Origin of the sequence: Mycobacterium sp. D16R24, from assembly GCF_002013385.1 — a bacterium.
GTDB lineage: Bacteria > Actinomycetota > Actinomycetes > Mycobacteriales > Mycobacteriaceae > Mycobacterium.
The window spans coordinates 170,600-193,516 of the sequence record NZ_MAEV01000014.1 but is presented as its reverse complement, the minus strand read 5'-3'; the positions used below and the strand labels follow the sequence as shown (position 1 = coordinate 193,516).

Below are 22,917 nucleotides of genomic sequence, written 5' to 3'. Positions count from 1 at the left end.
CCGGCAACCGATGAACGCTCGGTAAACCGACCCGGAGGCGTCCCGGCCAGACCGAGGTTATGGCGCATATGTCTCGCACAAATTCGCCACAACCTCGGTCTCGGCGTAGAGGTGTTACTCGGCGGGCAGGTCCAGAACCAGACGACCCTCACCGCGGGACACGCAGGTCAGGATCTGCCCCTCTTCCCGCTGGGATTCGGTCAGGATCTGGTCGCGATGGTCGGCCGTGCCCGCGAGCACATTCACCCTGCAGGTGCCGCAGAAACCCTGCTGGCATGAGTACGCCACGTGCGGCAGCCGTTTCTTGATGACGTCCAGCGCCGTGCGATCGGCGGGAACCTCGAGCACCGGCCCGCCGGGGCCCAGTTGCACCTCGAAGGGATGACCGTCCACCACGGGTGCGGCGGCAAACCGCTCGAAATGTAGTTCCACCGAGGGCATTTCGAGGAGACGCCGCTGTAGGACGGCAAGCATCGGCGCGGGGCCGCAGCAGTACACCGCGTCGTTCTCCCCCACCTCGGGCAGCAGATCGTCGGCGGTCGGTAGACCCGATTGATCGTCGGTCCGCACGATCACGCGATCGCCAAATCGCTTGAGCTCGTTCAGGAACGGGAGTGAATCGCGGTTCCGGCCGGTGTACACCATGGTCCATGGCTTTCCCAGCTGCTCGGCGAACGCGATCATGGACAGGATTGGCGTGATGCCGATGCCGCCAGCCACGAAGTGCAGCTTGCGCGGCCCGGGCTGGGTCATGGCCAGCGGGAACGCGTTGCGTGGTCCCAAGATGGATACCGTCGACCCGACGTTCAATACGTCGTGCACCTCGATGGAGCCACCCCCGCCTTCGGGGATGCGGCGCACGGCGATGCGGTAGTGGAAGGGGTCCGAGACGTCACCGCAGAGCGAGTACTGCCGCATGCGGCCCGACGGCAACAGCAGATCCAGGTGGGCACCAGGGTGCCACGGCGGCAGCCGCGCCCCGTCGGGCGCGGCCAAGACCAGACTCGCCACGTCCTGGTCCTTAGCCTCGATCCAGCGGTCCTTCACCACCAGCGTCAGCGTCCGGTCGACGTGATTCTCGGGTGGCTTCTTGAGGATCAGCAGGGCGCCGATGGCGCGGACCGCGACCGGGAACAGCACGGTGCCGAGCGCGATCGTGGGTGAAACCGGCAGAGTGCCGTACAGCGTGGGCGGCAGCGACGGCCGCTTGCGCTGGGGAGTGGGCTGCGGTGTGCGGCGAAAGCGATCGAACATCAGTAGCCGGCCGCGGCCTTCGCGGCGGGTGACGTACTCAGGTATGCCACCGCCTGTGCCGTGCTGCCCACCTGGTCGGGGGAGAAGCCCGGACGCATGAACTCCATGGCCGACTTGGCCAGCTCTCGCCACCGCAGGAACGCTCCCCGCTTCATGGCCTTGTTCATCTGCCGCAGCACGCCGAAGACGCCATAGTTGGGCAGCGACGGGTCCTGCCGCACCAAGAACTTGGTGTAACGCAGCATCACTCCGACGAGCAGCAGGGTGGCCAGCACGAAGGTCAGTATCATGTGCCCGCGACGGATCTGGAAGTACCGGGCGACGTCGTATGCGACGCTGCGGTGCTCGACCTCCTCGGCGCCATGCCAGCGGAACAGGTCCACCATCTCCGCGTCGGCGTTGAACTTCTCGAAGGGGTGGTTCAGCACCCAGTCGCCAAGCACGGCGGTGAAGTGTTCGATACCCGCGATGAGCGCCAGCTTCTCCACCATCACCCGGTAGCGGAGCTTCTCGCTGCGCAGCTCGTTGGTGCGCTCCAGCATGTGGGTGATGTACTCGATCTGGGTGATCGCGGGCGCGATGTTGATCCCGTTCTTCTCCAGGAAGTCGCCCAGCACCTTGCTGTGGGTCTCGGCGTGCACGGCCTCCTGACCCATGAATCCGATCATCGCTTCCCGGATTTTGTCGTCCTTCACGTACGGCAGCGCACGGGTGAAGGTGTCTACGAAGGCGCGTTCTCCTTCCGGCAGAAGCAGATTGAAGGCGGAAATGAAGTGCGAGACGATGGGCTCATTGGGAATCCAGTGCAGCGGGGTGTGGCTCGTGTCGAACTGGACATTGCGCGGCCGCAGCACGACCTCGCCGGGCTCGGTCGGTACGACGTGCAGGCCAGTGGCCTCAGTTGTATTGCGCGCCATGATGCCCTCCTATTTGTTGAGCTTGTTGCCAAGGTTGCCCCAGAAGAACCGGTTCAGCGCTGGGGCCAGGCGGCTGAGGTGGTACTGCACATGTGCTTCCGGGGTGACCGGGACGACCGACTTGCCCTTGGTGACGGCGTTGACGATCTCCCTGGCCACCTTCTCGGGGCCGTATCCGCGCTTGGCGTACAGCCCAGCACCCTGCTGCTGACGATGCGCTTCGTCTTCGGGCGACAGGCCCGAAAACTGGGTGGTACGAATGATGTTCGTGTTGACGATGCCCGGGCAGATGGTGCTGACCTTGACCTTGTCGCGGCCGAGCTCGCCACGCAGCACGTCGGAGAACATGAACACAGCCGCCTTGCTGGTTGCGTAGGCGCCCATCTCGGGGATCGGCGTGTACGCGGCGGCACTGGAGATGTTGACGATATGGCCGCTCTTGCGCTCGGCCATCCGCGGCCCGAAGGCGCGGCAGCCGTAGACGACTCCGCCCAAGTTGATGTTGAGCACTCGCTGAAAGTCCGCGGACGGGGTGTCGAAGAATCGACCGGCCTGGCCGATGCCGGCATTGTTGATCAGGACATCCGGCACGCCGTGGGCGGTGCACACCTCGTCGGCGAAGGCGGTGACGGCGCTCTCGTCGGCGACATCCAGGGCATAGGGGTAGGCGGTGCTGCCCAGCTTTTCGACGAGCCCGACCGTCTCATGGGCGGTGTCGAGGTTGATGTCGGCGACGACGACGCGGGCGCCCTGGCGGGCGAAGGCCAGTGCCGTTTCGCGGCCAATACCGCTTCCGCCACCGGTCACCACCACCAGGCTGTTGCGCTGGGCACTGCCGGATGTCATGCATCCTCCAAATCCTGCGCACCGCTGCGCTTACGTGATGGAGGAGATTGTAATCACTGCGGGTGTACAGAAAAAGGCGTGATGCTCAATACGGGGTTCACCGGGGTTTGTCGAGGAAACAGGCGTTGACCTACGCGTTGAGAGAATGACGCTACGACGTGTCGCGCCATCTAACCACCCGAGTTGGCGTCTACCGGGGTTCCTGGCATATCGTTTTGATTACTTGTCGCGTCGGGGCACGAGATCCGCTGGTCAAAGGTGTCCGGTGGGTGCCTCATCGTCACCGCGAGCACACCCAGCAGACGGCCGAGAAGGACGCTACGGACAAGGGCCAACGGGCCAGCCCCGGGGTTTTGAGCACCACCCCGTGCCGGTCTGTGGGGCACCTTCGAGGAGGGCATTGACGGGTGCATACAGCCTATGCACCTAGGGAGGCCCTGGAGACGAGACGAGCAGCCATGCCACACCCCGCGACCGGGCTCTATAACCCGGCCTACGAGCACGATGCGTGCGGTGTCGCCATGGTCGTGGATATGCACGGCCGGCGCAGCCGCGACATCGTGGACAAGGCCATCACCGCACTGCTGAACTTGGAGCACCGTGGTGCCGCGGGAGCCGAGCCGAACAGCGGTGACGGCGCCGGAATCATGCTGCAGATCCCGGACAAGTTCTTCCGCGCCGTTGTGGAGTTCGAGTTGCCCGCCGAGGGCAGCTACGCCTCCGGAATCGCCTTTCTGCCCCAGGGGTCCAAGGACGCCGCCAACGCGTGCGAAGCCGTCGAGAAGATCGTCGAGGCAGAAGGTTTGACGGTTCTGGGTTGGCGTGAGGTTCCTCACGACGACTCATCGCTGGGTGCCCTCGCCCGCGACGCCATGCCGGCCTTCCGGCAGCTGTTCATCTCCGGCGCCTCGGGCATCGATCTGGAACGGCGCGTCTACGTGGTACGCAAGCGCATCGAGCACGAGCTGGGTAACCAGGGTTCCGGCCGGGGCAGCCTCGGCGAGGAGACCGTCTATTTCCCAAGCCTTTCCGGTCGCACCTTTGTGTACAAGGGCATGCTGACCACCCCGCAGCTGCGGGCGTTCTACCTCGATCTGCAGGACGAGCGGGTCGAGAGCGCGCTGGGCATCGTGCACTCGCGTTTCTCCACCAACACCTTCCCGTCTTGGCCGCTCGCCCATCCCTATCGCCGGGTGGCGCACAACGGTGAGATCAACACCGTCGCAGGCAACGAGAACTGGATGCGGGCCCGTGAGGCGCTCATCAAGACCGACGTTTTCGGTGATCCGGCTCAGCTCGACAAGATCTTCCCGATCTGTACGCGCGGTGCCTCGGACACGGCGCGGTTCGACGAGGCACTGGAGTTGCTGCACCTGGGTGGCCGCCCCTTGCACCACGCGGTGCTGATGATGATTCCCGAGGCGTGGGAACGGCACGAGTCCATGGACCCGCAGCGGCGCGCCTTCTACGAGTACCACGCCTCTCTCATGGAGCCCTGGGACGGACCGGCCTCGGTCTGCTTTACCGACGGCACCATCGTGGGCGCCGTGCTCGATCGCAACGGCCTACGGCCGGGCCGTGTTTGGGTGACCACCGACGGACTCGTCGTGATGGCTTCCGAGGCGGGCGTGCTCGATCTGGACCCGTCCACCGTGGTGCAGCGCACTCGCCTGCAGCCCGGCCGCATGTTTCTGGTGGACACCACCCAGGGCCGCATCATCTCCGATGAAGAGGTCAAGGCGGAGCTCGCCGCGGCAGAGCCGTACCAGCAGTGGATCGATGAAGGTCTGGTGCGCATGGAGCAGCTGCCGGACCGTCCGCACCAGCACATGCCGCACGACCGGATCGTGTTGCGCCAGCAGGTATTTGGCTACACATACGAGGAGATCAACCTCCTGGTCGCGCCGATGGCCCGCACTGGTGCCGAGGCCCTCGGGTCGATGGGCACCGACACCCCGATCGCCGTGCTGTCCAACCGTTCCCGGATGTTGTTCGACTACTTCCAGCAGCTTTTCGCACAGGTCACCAACCCGCCGCTGGATGCCATTCGCGAGGAGGTCGTCACCAGTCTCGGCGGTGTAATCGGCCCCGAGGGCGATCTGCTGCACCCGACCGCTGAGTCGTGCCACCAGATTCTGCTGCCGCAGCCGGTGCTGCACAACGACGAGCTGGACAAGCTCATCCACCTTGACCCGCTGGATGAGGTCAACGGTCGGCCGCATGGGTTCTCCAGCCGCGTGATCCGCTGCCTGTACCCCGTCGCCGAGGGGGGTGCCGGGTTGCGGACCGCGCTCGAGTCGGTGCGTGCGGAGGTTTCCGCCGCTATCGCCGCCGGCGCACAGGTCATCGTCCTGTCCGACCGCGAGTCGGACGACCAGATGGCGCCCATCCCTTCGCTTCTGGCTGTTGCGGCGGTGCATCACCACCTCGTTCGCGAACGGTCTCGCACGAAGGTCGGCCTCGTCGTCGAGGCCGGGGACGCCCGCGAGGTCCACCATGTGGCGGCGCTGGTCGGTTTCGGCGCGGCTGCCGTCAACCCCTACATGGCTTTCGAGTCCATCGAGGATCTGATTGACCGCGGCATGATCTCGGGGGTGGAGCGCGACAAGGCGATCCGCAACTACATCAAGGCCGCGGGCAAGGGCGTGCTCAAGGTCATGTCCAAGATGGGCATCTCCACGCTGGCCTCCTACACGGGTGCCCAGCTGTTCCAGGCCATCGGCCTGTCGCAGGAGCTTCTGAGCGAGTACTTCATCGGATTGTCTTGCCCCACAGGCGGTATTGGCCTGGACGAGATCGCTGCCGATGTTGCCTCGCGCCACCACCTGGCCTTCCTGGAGCGCCCCGCAGAATGGGCGCACCGGGAACTGGAGGTCGGCGGCGAGTATCAGTGGCGCCGCGAGGGTGAGTATCACCTGTTCAACCCCGACACCGTTTTCAAGCTGCAGCACTCCACCCGGACCGGCCAGTACTCGATCTTCAAGGAGTACACCGCCCTGGTCGACGACCAGAGCGAGCGGATGGCCTCCCTGCGCGGTCTGCTGAAGTTCAAGACCCCCGAAGAGAGCGGGCGCCCGTCGATTTCCATCGACGAGGTGGAGCCCGCCAGCGAGATCGTCAAGCGCTTCTCGACCGGTGCGATGAGCTTCGGCTCCATCTCCGCCGAGGCACACGAGACCCTGGCAATCGCCATGAACCGACTGGGCGGCCGGTCGAACTCCGGTGAGGGCGGCGAGGATCCGCGACGGTTCACCCCCGACGAGAACGGCGACTGGCGGCGCAGTGCGGTCAAACAGGTGGCCTCCGGCCGGTTCGGTGTCACCTCGCACTACCTGAGCAACTGCACCGATATCCAGATCAAGATGGCGCAGGGCGCCAAGCCAGGTGAGGGCGGCCAGTTGCCCGCGCACAAGGTGTACCCATGGGTTGCTGAAGTGCGGCACTCGACACCCGGCGTGGGACTCATCTCCCCGCCGCCGCATCACGACATTTACTCGATCGAGGATCTGGCACAGCTGATCCATGACCTGAAGAACGCCAACCCGCAGGCGCGTATCCACGTGAAGCTGGTGTCGGAGAATGGTGTGGGCACGGTCGCCACGGGCGTTTCGAAGGCCCACGCCGACGTGGTGCTCATCTCCGGGCACGACGGTGGAACGGGCGCCACCCCGCTGACCTCCATGAAGCACGCCGGTGCGCCGTGGGAGCTGGGGCTGGCCGAGACACAGCAGACGCTGTTGCTCAACGGTCTTCGTGACCGCATCGTCGTGCAGGTCGATGGTCAGCTCAAGACCGGCCGCGACGTGATGATCGCCATGCTGCTCGGCGGCGAAGAATTCGGTTTCGCGACGGCTCCCCTGGTGGTCTCGGGCTGCATCATGATGCGTGTCTGCCACCTGGACACCTGCCCGGTGGGTGTGGCTACCCAGAACCCCGTGCTGCGCGAGCGTTTCAACGGCAAGCCGGAGTTCGTGGAGAACTTCTTCCTGTTCATCGCCGAGGAAGTGCGGGAGCTGATGGCGGAGCTCGGTTTCCGCACCGTCAACGAGGCGGTGGGCCAGGTCGCCGCGCTGGACACCGAAAAGGCCATTGCGCACTGGAAGGCCAGCAAGATCGACCTGACGCCGGTGCTGACGGAGCCGGAGTCGGCGTTCATGAACCAGGATCTGTACTGCAGTGGTTCGCAAGACCACGGCCTGGAGAAGGCGCTGGACCAGCAGCTGATCGTGATGAGCCGCGAGGCGCTCGATCGCGCTACCCCGGTGAAGTTCGAGACGCTGATCACCAACGTCAACCGGACCGTGGGCACCATGCTTGGTCACGAGGTCACCAAGGTCTACGGCGGCGAGGGCCTCCCGGACGACACCATCGACATCACCTTCACCGGCTCGGCGGGTAACAGCTTTGGCGCGTTCGTCCCGCGGGGCATCACGCTGCGGTTGTTCGGCGATGCCAACGACTACGTGGGCAAGGGCCTGTCTGGCGGACACATTGCGGTGCGGCCCTCGCGTGAGGCACCGGCCGACTTCGAGGCCGAGAAGAACATCATCGGCGGAAACGTCATCCTGTTCGGCGCCACCAGCGGTGAGGCCTTCCTCAACGGCCTCGTGGGAGAGCGGTTCGCGGTGCGTAACTCGGGTGCATCCGCTGTCGTCGAGGGTGTGGGCGATCACGGGTGCGAGTACATGACCGGTGGCACCGTCGTGGTGCTCGGCCCGACCGGGCGCAACTTCGCCGCGGGTATGTCGGGTGGGGTGGCGTACGTGTACGACCCGGCCAAGCAGCTGGTGGACAACCTCAACGATGAGATGGTCGATGTGGACGCGTTGGACCCTGACGATGAGCAGGTGCTGCGCAGTCTGATCGAAAAGCATGTGGCGGCGACCGACTCTCCTGTCGGACAACGCATTCTGGCCGACTGGAGCGGCCAAAGCGACTCCTTCGTCAAGGTGATGCCCCGCGACTACCGTCGCGTGCTCGAGGCCATCGCCGACGCGGAGCTGACCGGAGGCGATGTGAACGAGGCGATCATGGCGGCAGCTCGTGGGTGACCCAAGCGGCTTTCTGACCCACACCACCCGCGAACTGCCGAAGCGGCGTCCTGTGCCGCTGCGGTTGCTCGACTGGAAAGAGGTCTACGAAGACTTCGAGCACACGACCCTGCAGACGCAGGCGTCGCGCTGCATGGACTGTGGAATCCCGTTCTGCCACAAGGGCTGCCCGCTGGGCAACTTGATTCCCGAGTGGAACGACATGGTGTACCGCGGGAACTGGCGCGAGGCCATCGAGCGGCTGCACGCGACCAACAACTTTCCCGAGTTCACCGGTCGGCTCTGCCCCGCGCCATGTGAGGCATCGTGTGTGCTGGGCATCAACCAGGATCCGGTGACCATCAAGCAGGTCGAGGTCGAGCTGATCGACAACGCCTTCGAGAACGACTGGGTCAGGCCCATTCCGTCCGAGGTGAAGACCGGCAAGAAGGTTGCCGTCGTGGGTTCGGGCCCGGCCGGATTGGCTGCGGCCCAGCAGCTCACCCGCGCCGGACACGATGTCACCGTGTACGAGCGGGCCGACCGCATCGGCGGTCTGCTGCGGTACGGCATTCCCGAGTTCAAGATGGAAAAGCGCCACATCGACCGGCGCCTGGATCAGATGCGGGCCGAGGGCACGGTTTTCGAGGCCGGCGTGAACGTCGGAGTTGATGTAACAGCGGATGACCTCCGCTCGAACTTCGATGCGGTGGTGCTCGCGGGCGGGGCGACTGCCTGGCGCGACCTGCCAGTTCCGGGCCGTGAGCTCGAGGGCATCTATCAGGCCATGGAATACCTGCCGTGGGCCAACAAGGTGCAGCTGGGCGATGATGTCCTGGACGAGAACGGCCAGCCCCCCGTCACCGCAAAGGGTAAGCGCGTCATCATCATTGGTGGCGGCGATACCGGGGCTGACTGCCTGGGCACCGCCCACCGCCAGGGTGCAGCGAGCGTCCAGCAGTTCGAGATCATGCCCAGGCCGCCGGAGATCCGTTCCGAGCGCGACCCGTGGCCCACCTACCCGACGCTGTTCCGGGTGGCCTCCGCCCACGAAGAGGGCGGCGAGCGGATCTACGCCGTCAACACCGAACGGTTCCTCGGTGAAGACGGCAAGGTGACCGGTCTGCGCGCCCACGAGGTTGTCTTCAACGCCGGCAAGTTCGAGAAGGTCGAGGGCTCGGACTTCGAGCTCGAGGCCGACATCGTCTTCCTCGCAATGGGATTCGTAGGGCCGGAGAAGCCTGGCCTGCTGGAGAGCCTGGGTGTGGAATTCACCGAGCGTGGCAACGTGGCGCGCGATGGCGCGTACGCGACGTCCGTTGACGGCGTGTTCGTGGCGGGTGACATGGGCCGTGGCCAGTCGCTGATTGTGTGGGCGATTGCCGAAGGCCGCTCCGCGGCCGCCGCGGTGGACACCTACCTGACCGGTGAGACGGCGCTGCCCGCGCCCATCAAGCCGACCGCCGCGCCGCAGCGCTGAGACGCGGGACTGTTGCCAGGCCCGACACAGCATCGGTAGCTCCGGAAAGCTTCACTCCGTGTTGGGCGACATGTTTGCCTAACACCGGTGAGGCACGTGATCTAGGCCGGGATTTGCGGTATGCTACTGACCGGTTCTGAAAGCTTGCCGACGCAGGAGATGTTCTCGTGCCCAACACGCCCGTTACGAAGACATGGGTTGGCCGAATTGCCTGGTCACTGCTCCGTCATCCCATGAAAAGCCACAGTTTCCCCGCGAAGAACGAGCGGCTCATCACTCCCGAAGAGGCCATGCGCTTCAGTCACTGAGCGTTGCTCACGGTGACCGCGCAGCGTGTCGGATCGCGGACACGCCTGCCGCTCACGATCGTTATAGACCTGTAACCAGTCCGGGTTGGAGGCGGTAGCGGATCGTGTGCCGTAGCCGATCCCCTCTAGTCCCGTAACGTCAATACCTGCGGCCCGTCCTCGGTGATGGCGATGGTGTGCTCGGAATGCGCGCCCCGGGAGCCGTCGGCCATCCGGAGCGTCCACCCGTCCGGATCCACGGTGAGCCGATGGGTTCCGCGTCCGAACCACGGCTCCAATGCCAGGGTGAGGCCGGGTTCCAGCTTCAACCCGCGGCCGGCGGTCCCCTTGTTCGGGACGTGGGGATCTTCGTGCATGGTCCGGCCCAGGCCGTGTCCGCCGAAGTCCGTGTTGATTCGGTATTTGGCCCCCTCGGCCACCGTGGCCACCGCCGCCGAGATGTCGCCAAGCCGGTTGCCCGGTTGAGCAGCCGCGATGGCCGCATCCAGGGCGGCGCGGGTGGTGTCGATGAGCCGCACGTCCTCGGGATCTGCGGTGCCGACGACGACGCTCACCGCGGAGTCGGCCACCCAGCCGTCGATGCTCACCGCGAAGTCCATGCTCAGCAGATCACCATCAGCCAGCACGTAATCATGCGGAAGCCCGTGCAGCACTGCGTCATTCACCGACAGACAGATGACATTGCGGAACGGTCCACGCCCGAAGGAAGGGGAGTAGTCCCAGTAGCAGGACACTGCGCCGCGTTCGGTGACCATCTCACGGGCGCGGTGCTCCAGGTCGAGCAGATTAACGCCGGGTGCCGCGATCGCCGACAGTTCGGAGAGCACCGCGGCCACGAACCCGCCGGTCACCCGCATGCGCGCGATCTCCGCGGGCGATTTCAATTCGATCACGCACACCTCCTGGACGGTATTTAAATACCACCTTAGGGCTTTTGGTATTTAAATACCAAGACTAGAGTCGGCGGCATGGTTCGTCAGCCGCTCACCGCAGAGCAACTCGCCGCGGGTAAGCGGCTGGGTGGGCTGCTGCGCGCCGCGCGCGGGGACCGACCCCTCGACGATGTCGCCCGTGCGTCGGGAATCTCTCCGGAGACCCTGCGCAAGATTGAGACCGGACGGCTCCCGACGCCCGCATTTGGTGCCGTCGTTCAGCTGGCCGCAACTCTGCGTCTCGACCTCAACGACGTCGCGGCCGCTTGGCAGGACGAGGCCAAGATCGGCGCCGCGTCCTAACCGCCGCGGCCGTAAAATCGGCCGGATGCACAGCTGGGGTGGGGAAATGCGGCTGCCACGTGGCGCCGTTCTGGGTGCGTTGGCGGTGGCTTTCCTGGCCATGGTGGTACAAAATCGCCTCGTCCCCTTCGGCACGCGATTCTTTGGGCTGACCGAAAACGGCTACGACCTGGATACCTACCGTGCCGCGGTGCGCGGGCTCTGGGACGGCAAGAGGCTGTATCAGGCCCCGGCGCTGAACCAGGCCTGGTTCGTCTACCCGCCCTTCGCAACATTGGTTCTGGCACCGCTTGCCTGGGCCTCATTCGACGTCGCGAAGTGGCTGCTGCTCGCGCTGTCCATCTGTGCGTTGGCGGTGATCGCATGGCGCATCCTGCGTCTGGCCGGCGTGCGCGCGGACATCCGGCTCGCAGCGATGAGTGCCGCGCTCGCGGCCACCGTCATCGATGTCGAGCCGGTGCAGGCCACCCTCTGGTGGGGGCAGATCAACGTCCTGCTCATGGCGGGGGTGCTCCTGGATCTGGTGCGATCGAATCAGGGGCGGTGGCAGGGGATCGGCCTCGGTCTTGCCGCCGGTATCAAGCTCACCCCGCTGGTCTTTCTGCCGTATTTGCTGCTTACCCGGCAATGGCGCACCTCCCTGACCGCATTGGTGACTTTTGCCGCCACGGTGGCGCTGACCTGGCCACTGCTGTTACGTGACAGCGTGTGGTTTTGGAGTCATTTAGGCGACACCGCGCACATCAGCCGGATTGACCACCTAGCGAACCAGTCGATCAACGGATTCCTGGCCCGGTACTTCTTCCCGCACGCGCGCCCGGAGTGGTTGTGGATTGTGTCGAACCTCTTAGTACTTGCCGTAGGTATGGCCGTCGCGGTGTGGGCGCACCGCAGGGGAGAACGGCTCTTGGCGGTGGTGCTGGTGGGACTTACCGGTTGCGCGGTGTCACCGTTCAGCTGGGCCGCGCACTGGGTGTGGTTCGCCCCCGCGATCATCTGGCTCGTCGCGAAGGCATGCACCACGGAGCGGCCATGGTCGAGCGGCTGGGCCTGGCGTGCGGTGGGTCTGTTCACCATGGTCTTCATGTGGACCCTGCACCGGCCAGGTCGCGGGCACACCACGATCTACTTCAGCGGCGTGTATTGGAACTTCCTTGACCTGCGACCGTTCTGGATAGGCCAGCTGATGAGCGGCTGGTACCCATTGGCGTTCTTGTGCTTCATGATCGGCGCCGTCAGCTGGCTTCGGCTGAGCGCGCCGACAGAGATTGACGAACTGGACGAGCTGGCGATGCTGTCGGCAGAGATTGAGGACTATCCGCCAGATAATCGTGATGAGGAGCTGGCGGTACGCGCCTAGAGTCCAGGACATGGACCCCGTCGCCGCCCTGCGCGAGATCGCCTACTACAAGGAACTCGCTCGCGAGGAGTCGCGCCGCGTCATGGCGTACCGGAAGGCCGCCGACGTTATCGCTGCGCTCAGTCCCGAAGAGCGAGAGCGCCATGGCGCCAGCAAGACCTGGAAGAGCCTGACGGGCCTGGGGCCCAAAACGGCGACCGTCGCCGCCGAGGCCTGGGCCGGCAAGGTGCCCGAGACTCTCGAACAGCTGCGCGCCAATGCCAAGAGCACCGGCGGTGGCAGCATGCGTGCCGCACTCAAGGGGGACCTGCATCTACATTCGAATTGGTCGGACGGTTCGGTGCCGATCGAAGAAATGATGAGCACCGCCAAGGCGCTTGGCCACGAGTACTGTGCGCTCACCGATCATTCGCCCCGCCTGCGCGTCGCCAATGGTCTCTCGGCGGAACGGTTGCGCGCCCAGCTGAAGGTCATCGACGGACTACGGGATCAGATGGCGCCCATGCGAATCCTCACCGGTATCGAGGTGGACATCCTGGATGACGGCGCGCTGGACCAGGACCCCGAGCTTCTCGATGCGCTCGATATCGTTGTCGCGAGTGTGCATTCCAAGCTTGCGATGGACTCCGCCGCGATGACCCGGCGCATGATCGCCGCCGTCACCAACCCGCGCGTCGATGTGCTGGGACACTGCACGGGACGGCTGGTGGAGGGAGAGCGGGGAACCCGCGGTGAGTCGACATTCGATGCCGCAGAGGTCTTCCGGGCTTGCCGCGACTCCGGCACTGCCGTCGAGATCAACTCGCGCCCGGAGCGGCGCGATCCGCCGCGCCGTCTGCTCGACCTCGCGCTGAACATCGGCTGCGACTTCTCCATCGACACCGACGCGCACGCACCGGGGCAGCTGGAATTCTCTGGATACGGCTGCGAGCGTGCGCTGGAGGCCGGCGTTCCAGAAGAACGAGTGATCAACACCTGGCCCGTTGAGCAGCTATTGGCCAGAACCACGCAGCGCGGCTGACCACTCATTGACACTTTGAACATATTCGCGCAAAGTGTTCAAACGTGAAGCTTGTGAAGACGACGGGCCCGCGCGGTGAGGTACCCGAACCGATCGTCGCGGCCGTCGCGCAGACCCTGGTCCGCTCGGGAATTCAGCGTTTCAGCCTGTCGGCTGCCGCCGACGAGGCGGGGGTCTCCCGCGGAACCATCTACAACTGGTTCGGTGGCAAGAAGGAAGCCATCGACGTCGCCGTTGGCTTCATCGCCGGCGCCTTCATCGAGCTATTCGCGGGGGCGGTGAGCGCTAAGACCACCCTGACCGACCAGGTCGGCGAGGCAGCGGTGCGCATCAGCGACCACCGAGCGTGGTCCGATCGCCTGGACCCGACGCTGCACGTGTCCAACGTGCTGGAGCTGGTGCTCGACGAATGTGGTGATGACCTGATGCGCCGGTCGGTCGAGTTCTGGGCGCCGCAGGTCGAGGCCGCCAAGGAGCGTGGCGAGATCGGTAAGGATGTCGACGCCACCGAAGGCGCCGAATGGATCATGCGAACGCTGATGAGCATCGAAGTGCTGCCTGCCATCTCCGTGAATCTGAAGGACCCGGCCGTGGTGCGCGACTACTTCTCCCGATTCATCTTGCGCGGACTCACATGAGCGACATCGATTGTCAGGTGGCGATCGTCGGCGCCGGTCCGGGGGGTATCGCTGCCGCGCACTACCTGCGCCAGCAGGGTATCGAGGACTTCGTGATCCTGGACCGTGCCGAGGATTTCGGTGGCACCTGGCGTGACAACACCTATCCGGGCCTGGGCGTCGATATCCCGGTGCTGTTCTACCAGTTGAGCTTTGCGCGAACCGGTCGGTGGAAGAAGCTATTCGCCGACGGCGCCGAAATCCAGCGTTATCACCTGTCGGTAGCAGAAGAACTTGGGTTGCGCAAGCACTTTCGGGGAAGCAGCGCCGTCACCGCGGAACGCTGGAACGAGGACGGCGGACACTGGGAGCTCACCGTGGCCGGGAAGCCGGGCATTCGGGCCCGGTACGTCATCAGTGCGGTAGGCGGATACATCGACACCAAACCTGGCCCCGATATCCCTGGCCTCAGCGACTTCCGCGGCAGAACCATGCGACCCAATGCGTGGGACCATACCTACGATTACACCGGTAAGCGTGTCGCGGTGGTCGGCACCGGTTCCAGCGGCATCCAGATTGCCCCCGCTGTTGCGGGCGCAGCGGCGTCGGTCACGACATTCCAGCGAACCCCCGCATGGATTATTCCTAAACCCAACCCCGATCTCTCGCCCCGTGCCCAGCGGATACTGAGTGCGCCGTCCGTACTGACAGTCATCAACGCGCTGATCGTCGGAGCCATGGACGCCGCACAGGCGGTGCTGTTCCATCTGCTGCCGCTGTTGCCGGAACCCTTGTTGTGCCAGATGATTCCCCGCTACGACGACATGGCGCGGCGGTGGTACCGCAAGCTGCTGGCAGGCACCGTCAGAGACCCCGCGTTGCGTGACGCCCTGATGCCCGGGTACGGGATCCTGGCGCGACGCACCGTCTTATCCAACGACTTCCTGCAGGCCGTCGATGCCGGAAAGGTGCGGCTGGTTACCGACCCCATTGTGCGCGTCACCGAAACCGGCATCGAGACAAGGGACGGCACACATCATGATGTCGACCTCTTGGTGTTGGCGACCGGGTACGAGATCTACACCGACCCGGAGCACTACAAGCCCGGAACTGTACGGGGCCGTAACGGGTTTGACCTGGGCGAGTATTACCGCGACCACGAGATGCGGACCTATGGCGGCTCGGCACTACCGGGCCTGCCCAACCGGTGGGTGTTGGTGGGCCCCGAGGGAAACCAAGGGCAGGGATGGCACGCCATGGTGGAGGCTAATGCGCGCCACGCCGCCCGCGTCATCGCGGCATCCAGCCGCAGCCGCCGAGAGGTCGCGGAAGTGAGGCAACAGGCTTTCGACAAGTGGGTGCGCCGGATGACCCGTCAGGGCAAGGCGATTCGCCTGTACGCCACCGACTGCCAGCCACCGCTGAGCACCTACTTCGTCAACTCAAAGGGCGAGGCCCGCTACTACCGGCCGCAGACGGTGAGTGAAATGAACTGGTTCTCTCGGCATTCACCACTCTCCGATTACTCGTTTCGTCCCGCCTCCCGGAAAGCAAGGGTGCTTCATGAGCAATCAGCCTGACAAGCCGCTCGCCGGGCGCGTCGCCTACATCACCGGGGCGGGCCGCGGCCAGGGCCGCGCGCACGCCATTCGGCTCGCCGCCGACGGAGCCGACATTGTGGCCATCGACACTTGCGACAAGCCTTCCCCCTACAATGAATACCCGGCCACCACTGCCGAAGATTTCGACGAAACCGTCGCGGCGGTCCGGGATCTGGGCCGCGAAATCATCGCCGAGCGCATCGACGTGCGCGACCTTGCCGGACAGCAGAAAGTGATCAATGAGGCGATCACGCGATTCGGCCGCCTGGATATCGTGGTCGCCAATGCGGGCATCGCGAGCTGGGCGCGGCTGTGGGAGATCGAGGCCGATCAGTGGCGCGACGTCATCGACGTGAATCTGACCGGCGTGTGGAACACCGTCAAGGCGGCGGTCCCCGCGATGATCGAAGCCGGCAATGGTGGATCCATCATCACGGTCAGCTCCTCTGCCGGGATCAAGGCCATGCCCGGCTGCGGCCATTATGTGGCGGCCAAGTTCGGGGTAGTGGGACTGACGAACTCGCTAGCGGTCGAACTGGGGGAGTACGGGATTCGGGTCAACTCCATCCACCCCTACGGAACCAACACCCCGCTGGCGGCCGATGAGTCGGTGCTGCGGGTGTTCGAGAAGCACCCGGCATACCTGCAGAGCTTCAGCCAGACGCTGGTGGACAACGACAGGCTCGTCGAACCCGCCGAAATCGCCGAGGTAGTGGCCTGGCTCGCCGGCGATGCATCCGGCGTCATGACCGGAGCTCAGATTCCCGTCGACAAGGGTTACCTGAAGCGATGACCACATGCCCGTTCGCGCCCGGGTTCGATTTCACCGACCCGGACCTCATCCAGCAGCGCATCCCCGTCGAGGAGTTCGCATACCTGCGTAAGACCGAACCCGTCTGGTGGAACACCCAGCCCAGGGGAGCGGCCGGATTCGACGACGACGGCTACTGGGTGGTGTCCAAACACGTTGATGTCAAGGAGGTATCGCGGCTCAATGACGTGTTCTCCAACAGCGTGAACACGACGGTGGTGCGCTACAACGAGGACATCACCGCTGAGCAGCTCGACATCCAGCGCGAGAACCTGCTCATCGACATGGACGAGCCCAAACATCGCGTCCTGCGGCGCATCGTGTCGCCACTATTTACGCCCAAGGCCGTCAACGGACTATACGAACGATTGGTCACGCGCGCCAGGGACATCGTGGAGGCCGCCGCCGAAAAGTCCAGGGGCGATTTCGTGTCCGATATCGCCGCGGTGCTGCCCATGCATGCCATCGCCGACCTGGTGGGCATCCCCGAATCGGATCGTCAGCAGGTGCTGGACTGGACCAACCAGATGTTCGCTTACGACGACCCGGCCATCGGGAAAGATACCGCCACCACCGCAACTGCTTCCATGTTGGGCTACGCCTACGCGATGGCCGAAGAGCGGCAACTGAATCCGCGCGACGACATCCTCACCGGTCTCGTTCAGGGCGCGTACGACGATCGCCCGCTCACCCCACTGGAGTTCGCCTACTTCGTCATCCAACTCATGGTCGCGGGCAACGAAACCTCACGCAACGCCATCACGCACGGCGTGCTGGCCTTCGCCGACAACCCCGCGCAATGGGAGCTGTACCGGGAACGGCGCCCGCACACCACCGCCGACGAGATCATCCGTTGGGCCAGCCCCATCATCGCCTTCCAGCGCACCGCGCTGCAGGATGTCGATCTCGGAGGTGTGCGGATCCGGAAGGGCCAGCGCGTGGGAATGTTCTACGCATCGGCCAACTTCGACGAGGAAGTGTTCGACGACCCGTTCACCTTCAACATCGGGCGCGACGCCAACCCGCACCTCGCCTTCGGTGGTCACGGAATTCACTACTGCCTCGGCGCCAACCTCGCCCGGCTGGAGATCGGCATCATGTTCGACGCCATGGCCGACAGGCTGCCGGATCTGATGCCGACCGGCGAGCCCACCCGGTTCAGGTCGGGGTGGATCAACGGTGTGGTGTCCCTGCCTGCGAACTACCTCGGGTAGACACCGTGCGCAACCGCTATGCTGGGCAACCCTTTTTCACCTCTACGCAGGAGATCGTCGCTGCCTTGGAGGATGTCAGCATCCCGACGCTGCTGCTGTCACTAGTGCACATCACGGGCGATCCGCGGTACATCCGGGAGTTCAAGCAGGCGGCCACCTTCCTCAACGAAGTCCAGGGCTTCATGTCCGAGGAGGACAAGGCGAGGGCCCGGCAGGTGGCGCTCGCGGTGCTCGTGGACTATCGCGATCGGGGATGCCCGGAGCCGGCGCCACTGGATATCGACGTCGTGCGGGAGATGATGAATTGGACGGCCTGCGAAGAGGTTCCCGAACACTACCGGCCGTTGGTTCTGGAGGAACTCGATCTGGAGGGCGTCGATCCGCGACGCGCCACACCGCTGGATTCGGGGCAGACGGACAGCTTGCCCGTCGTCGTGATCGGTTGCGGTGAGTCGGGGATCTTGGCCGGAATCAGGCTCGTGCAGGCCAACATCCCCTTCACTATCGTCGAGAAGAACGCAGGCCCCGGCGGAACCTGGTGGGAGAACACATACCCGGGTGCTCGTGTGGACGTCGCGAATCACTTCTACTGCTACAGCTTCGAGCCGACCGACCGTTGGAGTCACTACTTTGCCCAACAGCCCGAGCTACGCGACTACTTTCAGGAGGTTGTCGACAGACGCGGTCTCGGTGAGCATGTGCGATGGGAGTCCGAGGTCGAGTCGGCAAGCTGGGACGAACGACACGGGCACTGGAGCATCCGGGTACGCACGAAAGAGGGTGCGATACAGGAGCTTGCGGCCCGAGCCGTCATCAGTGCGGTGGGCCAGCTCAACCGTCCCAGCATCCCGCACTTCGACGGTGCCGGGACCTTCGCAGGCCCTGCCTTTCACTCCGCGCGGTGGGACGGCTCCGTAGATCTGGCCGGGAAGCGCGTCGCTCTTATCGGGGCTGGCGCCAGCGGATTCCAGATCGCGCCGGCCATCGCCGAGACCGTAGAGCACCTGAGCGTCTTCCAGCGCACCCCGCAATGGATGTTCCCCAATGTCATGTACCACGACCGCGTCGAGGCCGGCGTGCGGTGGGCCATGAGGTATCTGCCGTTCTACGGGCGCTGGTACCGGTTCCTGCTCATGTGGCCCGGTGCGGACAAGGGGCTGGATGCAGCCGAGATCGATCCCGACTACCCCGACCAGGATTACGCGGTGAGCGGGATCAACGCCGCCGCACGAATGATGTTCACCGACTGGATAACCCGGCAGGTCGAGGGTGACGCACAGCTGCTTGCTCAGGTGTTGCCCGACTACCCGGCCACGGGTAAGCGCACGCTCCAGGACAACGGCAGCTGGTTACGAACCCTCCGGCGCGGCAATGTCGCGCTGGTGCGCACACCGATTGACCGAATCGAGCCGGACGGCGTCGTCACCGTGGACGGTGCGGTCCACCCCGCCGATGTGATCGTGTACGCCACGGGATTTCGGGCCACCGAGGTGCTGTGGCCGATGCGGATCACGGGACGCGGCGGCGTCGAGCTGCGCAGCATGTGGGGGGAACGGCCCTACGCGCATCGCGGCATCACCGTTCCGGGGTTCCCCAATTTCTTCATTCTCTACGGCCCGGGAACGCACCTGGCCCACGGTGGGAGCCTGATCTTCCAGTCCGAACTGCAGATGCGGTACATCACGCAATGCCTGGAACACCTGGCGACCGACAGCACCCTGGCGATGGAGCCGAAGCCACGGGCGGCGGCCGAGTGGCATCGGCGCACGCAGGAGCAGATCAAGAAGATGGTGTGGTCGCACCCTGCCGTCAAACACTCCTACTTCAAGAACGCGGACGGCGAGATACACACCGTCAGCCCCTGGCGATTGCCCGAGTACTGGCACGCCATCCGGCGTCCGGACTGGTCCGAGTACGTGTTCACCAGCGCCGGAGGGCCCTGACCTGCGGCGTCGTCGGCACAGTGTGGGTGCCACCGCAAGGGTCTAACTTTACTTTTCTCCCCGATCCGTAAGCGGTAGCATCGCGGCATGTCCGAACACTTTGACGTGCTCATCGTCGGCGCCGGCATCTCCGGCATCAGCGCGGCCTGGCACATTCAGAACCGCTGCCCGTCCAAGACCTATGCAGTGCTCGAGGCCCGCGACGATATGGGCGGCACCTGGAATCTATTCAAGTACCCAGGTATCCGGTCCGATTCGGACATGTACACGCTGGGCTTCCGCTTCTCACCGTGGAACGACAGCCGCACCCTGGCGGACGGCCCTTCCATCCTCGACTACGTGCACAAGACCGCGGCCAATTCCGGCATTGACGGACACGTCCGGTATAGACACAAGGTCGTCGGGGCGGCGTGGTCCACCGAGACCCAGCAGTGGACCGTTCAGGTGGATCTTGATGGTAAGACCGTCGAGTACACCTGCTCCTTCCTGTTCTGCTGCACCGGCTACTACGACTACGACCAGGGTTACTCACCGGAGTTCCCGGGCGTCGCCGACTTCAAGGGCACCGTGATCCACCCGCAGCACTGGCCCGAGGACCTCGATTACAAGGGCAAGAAAGTCGTGGTGATCGGCTCTGGCGCCACCGCGGTGACCCTGGTTCCGGCGATGGCGCCCGATGTCGGACACATCACCATGCTGCAGCGCTCGCCCACCTACATCCTGTCGCTGCCGAACGAGAACCCGATCATCAACGGCCTGCGAAAGATATTGCCGCCCAAGGTGGCCTACCCGATCGCGAGGTGGATCAACATCGGCCAGCTGATCTTCAGCTACCAGGCCAGCCGCAAGTTCCCGAAGGCTGCGCGGCGGATCATTATGCAGCAGGCCAAACTTCAGCTGCCCAAGGGCTACGACTACAAGACCCACTTCGGCCCCAAGTACAACCCGTGGGACGAGCGCCTCTGCGTGGTGCCCAACGGTGACCTGTACAAGACGATCCGCAAGGGCAAGGCCGACATCGTCACCGATCACATCGAGACGTTCGACGAGACGGGCATCAAGCTCAAGTCAGGCAAGCATCTCGACGCCGACATCATCATCACCGCGACGGGTTTGAACCTGAAGTTCTTCAGCGGCGTCATCCCGACGGTCGATGGTGTGCCCGTGGATCTGCCCGCGCAGACCGTGTACAAGGGTGCGATGCTCACCGGCATCCCGAACATGGCGTTCACCATCGGGTACACCAACGCCTCATGGACACTCAAGGCGGACCTGGTGTCTGAGTATGTCGGCCGGCTGCTGAACTACATGGACGAGAACGGCTATGTCACGGCGGTTCCGGAGCTCGCCGACGAGACGCTCGAGAAGCAGCCGTTCATGGACTTCACCCCGGGGTACGTGCTGCGCGCGCTGGAAGAACTGCCCAAGCAGGGCAACAAGCACCCGTGGCGTTTGAAGCAGAACTACGCCTACGACGTCGGGATGATGCGGCGTAGCCGGATCGCCGAGGGCATGCGCTTCGGCAGGAAGAAGGCCGCAGCCGAGACCGCACCGGTGGCCATTAACGGCTAGATGATTGCTGCAGAACGGCCGGGTGTTGCCCGTCGACTCCAGCCGTTCGCGGTCGTGGCCCAAGGTTCACGGACGCTATTCCTGTTCGAGTGCAGCCTGATTCGCGCTCGCGGCGATCAGCATGGGAAGCATTGGCCGCATGGGCAACAGCCGTTGTACGGCGGCCAGGAGTCGTTCGGTCCAGTCGGTAGTCGACGAGGGGTCTTTGATGCTGTCGATGGCCACTCCCTGCCCGACTGCGACGCACAGGCGGGCGAGGTCCTGCAGGCTCGCCTCGGGAAGTTCGAGATCGTCATCGAGCTGCGCGATCACGCCGGCAACGTGGTCCAGCATGGTCTTGTCGCGGGCCGCCAGTTCCTCGTTCAGCGTCGAATTGCGCCGGGCAACCAAGGCGAGCTCGATCTTCAGCAGGGCCCAGCCGGTGTCACTGAGTGATTGCTCAATCCAGTCCTGAAACTTCTCAAGGCGAATCCCTGAAGAACCTTCGCCAAGCGCTTGGCGCGAGCTTTCCAGAACTTGTTCGGTGTGCCGATCGATGACCTCCAGCGCCAAGGCCTCTTTACTCGGGAAATTCGAGTACACGGCGCCACGGCTGTAGCCGGCATCTTCGGCCACTTGTTCATTCGACGTTGCCGCAAATCCCTGCTGCAAGTAAAGCTGAGTCGCGGACTCCACGAGTCGGGCCTTTGTCTGAGCCTGAGCCTCAGAGCGAGTCAATCGTTTGGCCACGACCATTGAGTCTATGCGCTCGGCTCAGCTCACCAGGAGAATCCGGCCCCGTGATGCCGATGTACGGTCGGGCCATGACCCGCTGCGGGGTGATGACCTGACCGAGCTCTTGACCGACATCGCCGATGGGGTGGCGACGCTCACCCTGCACGGCCCGGGGACACGCAACGCCTTCACGGCCGAAGTGGGTCGTGCGCTCGGCGCGGCCTATCGGCGGCTCGATGATGACCGGGCCGTGCGTGTCATCGTGCTGACGGGCACTGCGCCCGCATTCTGCAGTGGAGCTCAGATCTCGGCGGGTGCGGAGACCTTTGCCGCCCCGGACAATGCCGACTTTTCGGCGTCACCGGTGCGGCCGGCCGCCTTCGAGCTGAGCACTCCCGTGATCGCCGCGGTGAACGGGCATGCCATCGGTATCGGGATGACATTGGCGCTGCACGCCGACATCCGCATCCTCGCCGAGGAAGGTCGCTACGCGATACCTCAGGTGAGATTCGGGGTGGCGCCGGATGCCATGGCGCACTGGACGTTACCGCGGTTGGTGGGTACGGCGGTGGCGGCCGAACTACTGCTCACCGGTACGACATTCTCGGCCCGCAGGGCTGTCGAGACGGGTCTGGCCAACAGATGTCTGCCCGCCGAACAGGTGCTCGCCGCCGCGCTGGAGATGGCTCGCGACATCGCGGCCAATGTCGCACCGCAGTCTGCGGCGCGGACCAAACGGCTGCTATGGGACGCGCAGATGACGGGGATGTCGCCCGCCGAGGTGGCGGCGCGGGAGACGAGCGATCACCTGCGGCTCATGGGCTCGCCGGATGCGGCCGAGGGCCCGCGTGCGTTTACCGAACGTCGCGCCCCGCGCTGGAGTGGCCACGGGTAGCGTCGCAGCGTGCCGGGGTTGAATCCCGCACCTCGCGCACCTCACTGCATTTGGGTACATTACGTAACCAGATGACCATCGTGGTCACGGGATGGAGTG

The 22,917-nt window shown here is 64.7% G+C and carries 17 protein-coding genes; 12 read left to right on the top strand and 5 right to left on the bottom strand.

The features are described 5' to 3' along the window. Window positions 1-114: 114 nt before the first annotated feature. The 3 genes from B4383_RS13480 to B4383_RS13470 are packed head-to-tail and all read right to left on the bottom strand — an operon-like array spanning window position 115 to window position 3,017. Entirely contained in the window at window positions 115-1,254 is a 1,140-nt protein-coding gene (locus B4383_RS13480; RefSeq protein ID WP_078290793.1) for a PDR/VanB family oxidoreductase, read from the bottom strand. Further along, entirely contained in the window at window positions 1,254-2,171 is a 918-nt protein-coding gene (locus tag B4383_RS13475) for a metal-dependent hydrolase (RefSeq protein ID WP_078290792.1), read from the bottom strand. Before B4383_RS13475 ends, B4383_RS13480 begins: the two co-directional genes overlap by 1 nt. A 9-nt stretch (window positions 2,172-2,180) precedes the next feature. Then, on the bottom strand, window positions 2,181-3,017 hold the full coding sequence (locus B4383_RS13470) for an SDR family NAD(P)-dependent oxidoreductase (protein WP_078290791.1): 837 nt from the start codon (window positions 3,015-3,017) through the stop codon (window positions 2,181-2,183). Between the two features lie 458 nt (window positions 3,018-3,475). On the opposite strand from B4383_RS13470, the gene gltB reads away from it, so the two are divergent. Next, window positions 3,476-8,068, top strand: coding sequence for a glutamate synthase large subunit (gltB, locus tag B4383_RS13465; RefSeq protein WP_078290790.1), 4,593 nt, complete (start codon window positions 3,476-3,478; stop codon window positions 8,066-8,068). Beyond that, entirely contained in the window at window positions 8,061-9,527 is a 1,467-nt protein-coding gene (locus tag B4383_RS13460; protein ID WP_078290789.1) for a glutamate synthase subunit beta, read from the top strand. Before gltB ends, B4383_RS13460 begins: the two co-directional genes overlap by 8 nt. A 433-nt stretch (window positions 9,528-9,960) precedes the next feature. On the opposite strand, the gene map is transcribed toward B4383_RS13460, so the two are convergent. Next, window positions 9,961-10,728 (bottom strand): type I methionyl aminopeptidase, encoded by a 768-nt coding sequence (gene map, locus B4383_RS13455; RefSeq protein WP_078290788.1) that lies wholly within the window; start codon window positions 10,726-10,728, stop codon window positions 9,961-9,963. 75 nt (window positions 10,729-10,803) lie between these two features. Between map and B4383_RS13450 the strand changes: the two genes are divergently transcribed. The 9 genes from B4383_RS13450 (at window position 10,804) to B4383_RS13410 (ending at window position 21,209) form a co-directional block, all read left to right on the top strand. Beyond that, window positions 10,804-11,070 (top strand): helix-turn-helix transcriptional regulator, encoded by a 267-nt coding sequence (locus B4383_RS13450; protein WP_078290787.1) that lies wholly within the window; start codon window positions 10,804-10,806, stop codon window positions 11,068-11,070. Window positions 11,071-11,095: 25 nt separating this feature from the next. Further along, window positions 11,096-12,430, top strand: a complete 1,335-nt coding sequence (locus B4383_RS13445) for a glycosyltransferase 87 family protein (RefSeq protein WP_078290786.1) — start codon at window positions 11,096-11,098, stop codon at window positions 12,428-12,430. A gap of 10 nt (window positions 12,431-12,440) precedes the next feature. Then, window positions 12,441-13,451: a PHP domain-containing protein gene (locus B4383_RS13440; protein WP_078290785.1), complete on the top strand. Its 1,011-nt coding sequence runs from the start codon at window positions 12,441-12,443 to the stop codon at window positions 13,449-13,451. A 44-nt stretch (window positions 13,452-13,495) separates the two neighbouring features. Then, entirely contained in the window at window positions 13,496-14,089 is a 594-nt protein-coding gene (locus B4383_RS13435; protein ID WP_078290784.1) for a TetR/AcrR family transcriptional regulator, read from the top strand. After that, a complete protein-coding gene (locus tag B4383_RS13430; protein WP_078290783.1) occupies window positions 14,086-15,648 on the top strand; it encodes an NAD(P)/FAD-dependent oxidoreductase in 1,563 nt (520 codons plus the stop codon). The genes B4383_RS13435 and B4383_RS13430 overlap by 4 nt, the downstream gene beginning before the upstream one ends. Then, entirely contained in the window at window positions 15,632-16,462 is an 831-nt protein-coding gene (locus B4383_RS13425) for a mycofactocin-coupled SDR family oxidoreductase (protein WP_078290782.1), read from the top strand. Before B4383_RS13430 ends, B4383_RS13425 begins: the two co-directional genes overlap by 17 nt. Continuing rightward, entirely contained in the window at window positions 16,459-17,694 is a 1,236-nt protein-coding gene (locus B4383_RS13420; protein WP_078290781.1) for a cytochrome P450, read from the top strand. Before B4383_RS13425 ends, B4383_RS13420 begins: the two co-directional genes overlap by 4 nt. A 5-nt stretch (window positions 17,695-17,699) precedes the next feature. Next, on the top strand, window positions 17,700-19,637 hold the full coding sequence (locus tag B4383_RS13415) for an NAD(P)/FAD-dependent oxidoreductase (protein WP_078290780.1): 1,938 nt from the start codon (window positions 17,700-17,702) through the stop codon (window positions 19,635-19,637). An 87-nt stretch (window positions 19,638-19,724) separates the two neighbouring features. Continuing rightward, a complete protein-coding gene (locus B4383_RS13410; RefSeq protein WP_078290779.1) occupies window positions 19,725-21,209 on the top strand; it encodes an NAD(P)/FAD-dependent oxidoreductase in 1,485 nt (494 codons plus the stop codon). 75 nt (window positions 21,210-21,284) lie between these two features. Here B4383_RS13410 and B4383_RS13405 read toward each other — a convergent pair whose 3' ends face one another. Further along, window positions 21,285-21,884, bottom strand: coding sequence for a TetR/AcrR family transcriptional regulator (locus B4383_RS13405; RefSeq protein WP_176126703.1), 600 nt, complete (start codon window positions 21,882-21,884; stop codon window positions 21,285-21,287). A 151-nt stretch (window positions 21,885-22,035) separates the two neighbouring features. On the opposite strand from B4383_RS13405, the gene B4383_RS13400 reads away from it, so the two are divergent. After that, window positions 22,036-22,818: an enoyl-CoA hydratase-related protein gene (locus B4383_RS13400; RefSeq protein ID WP_078290860.1), complete on the top strand. Its 783-nt coding sequence runs from the start codon at window positions 22,036-22,038 to the stop codon at window positions 22,816-22,818. The last annotated feature ends 99 nt before the right edge of the window (window positions 22,819-22,917 follow it).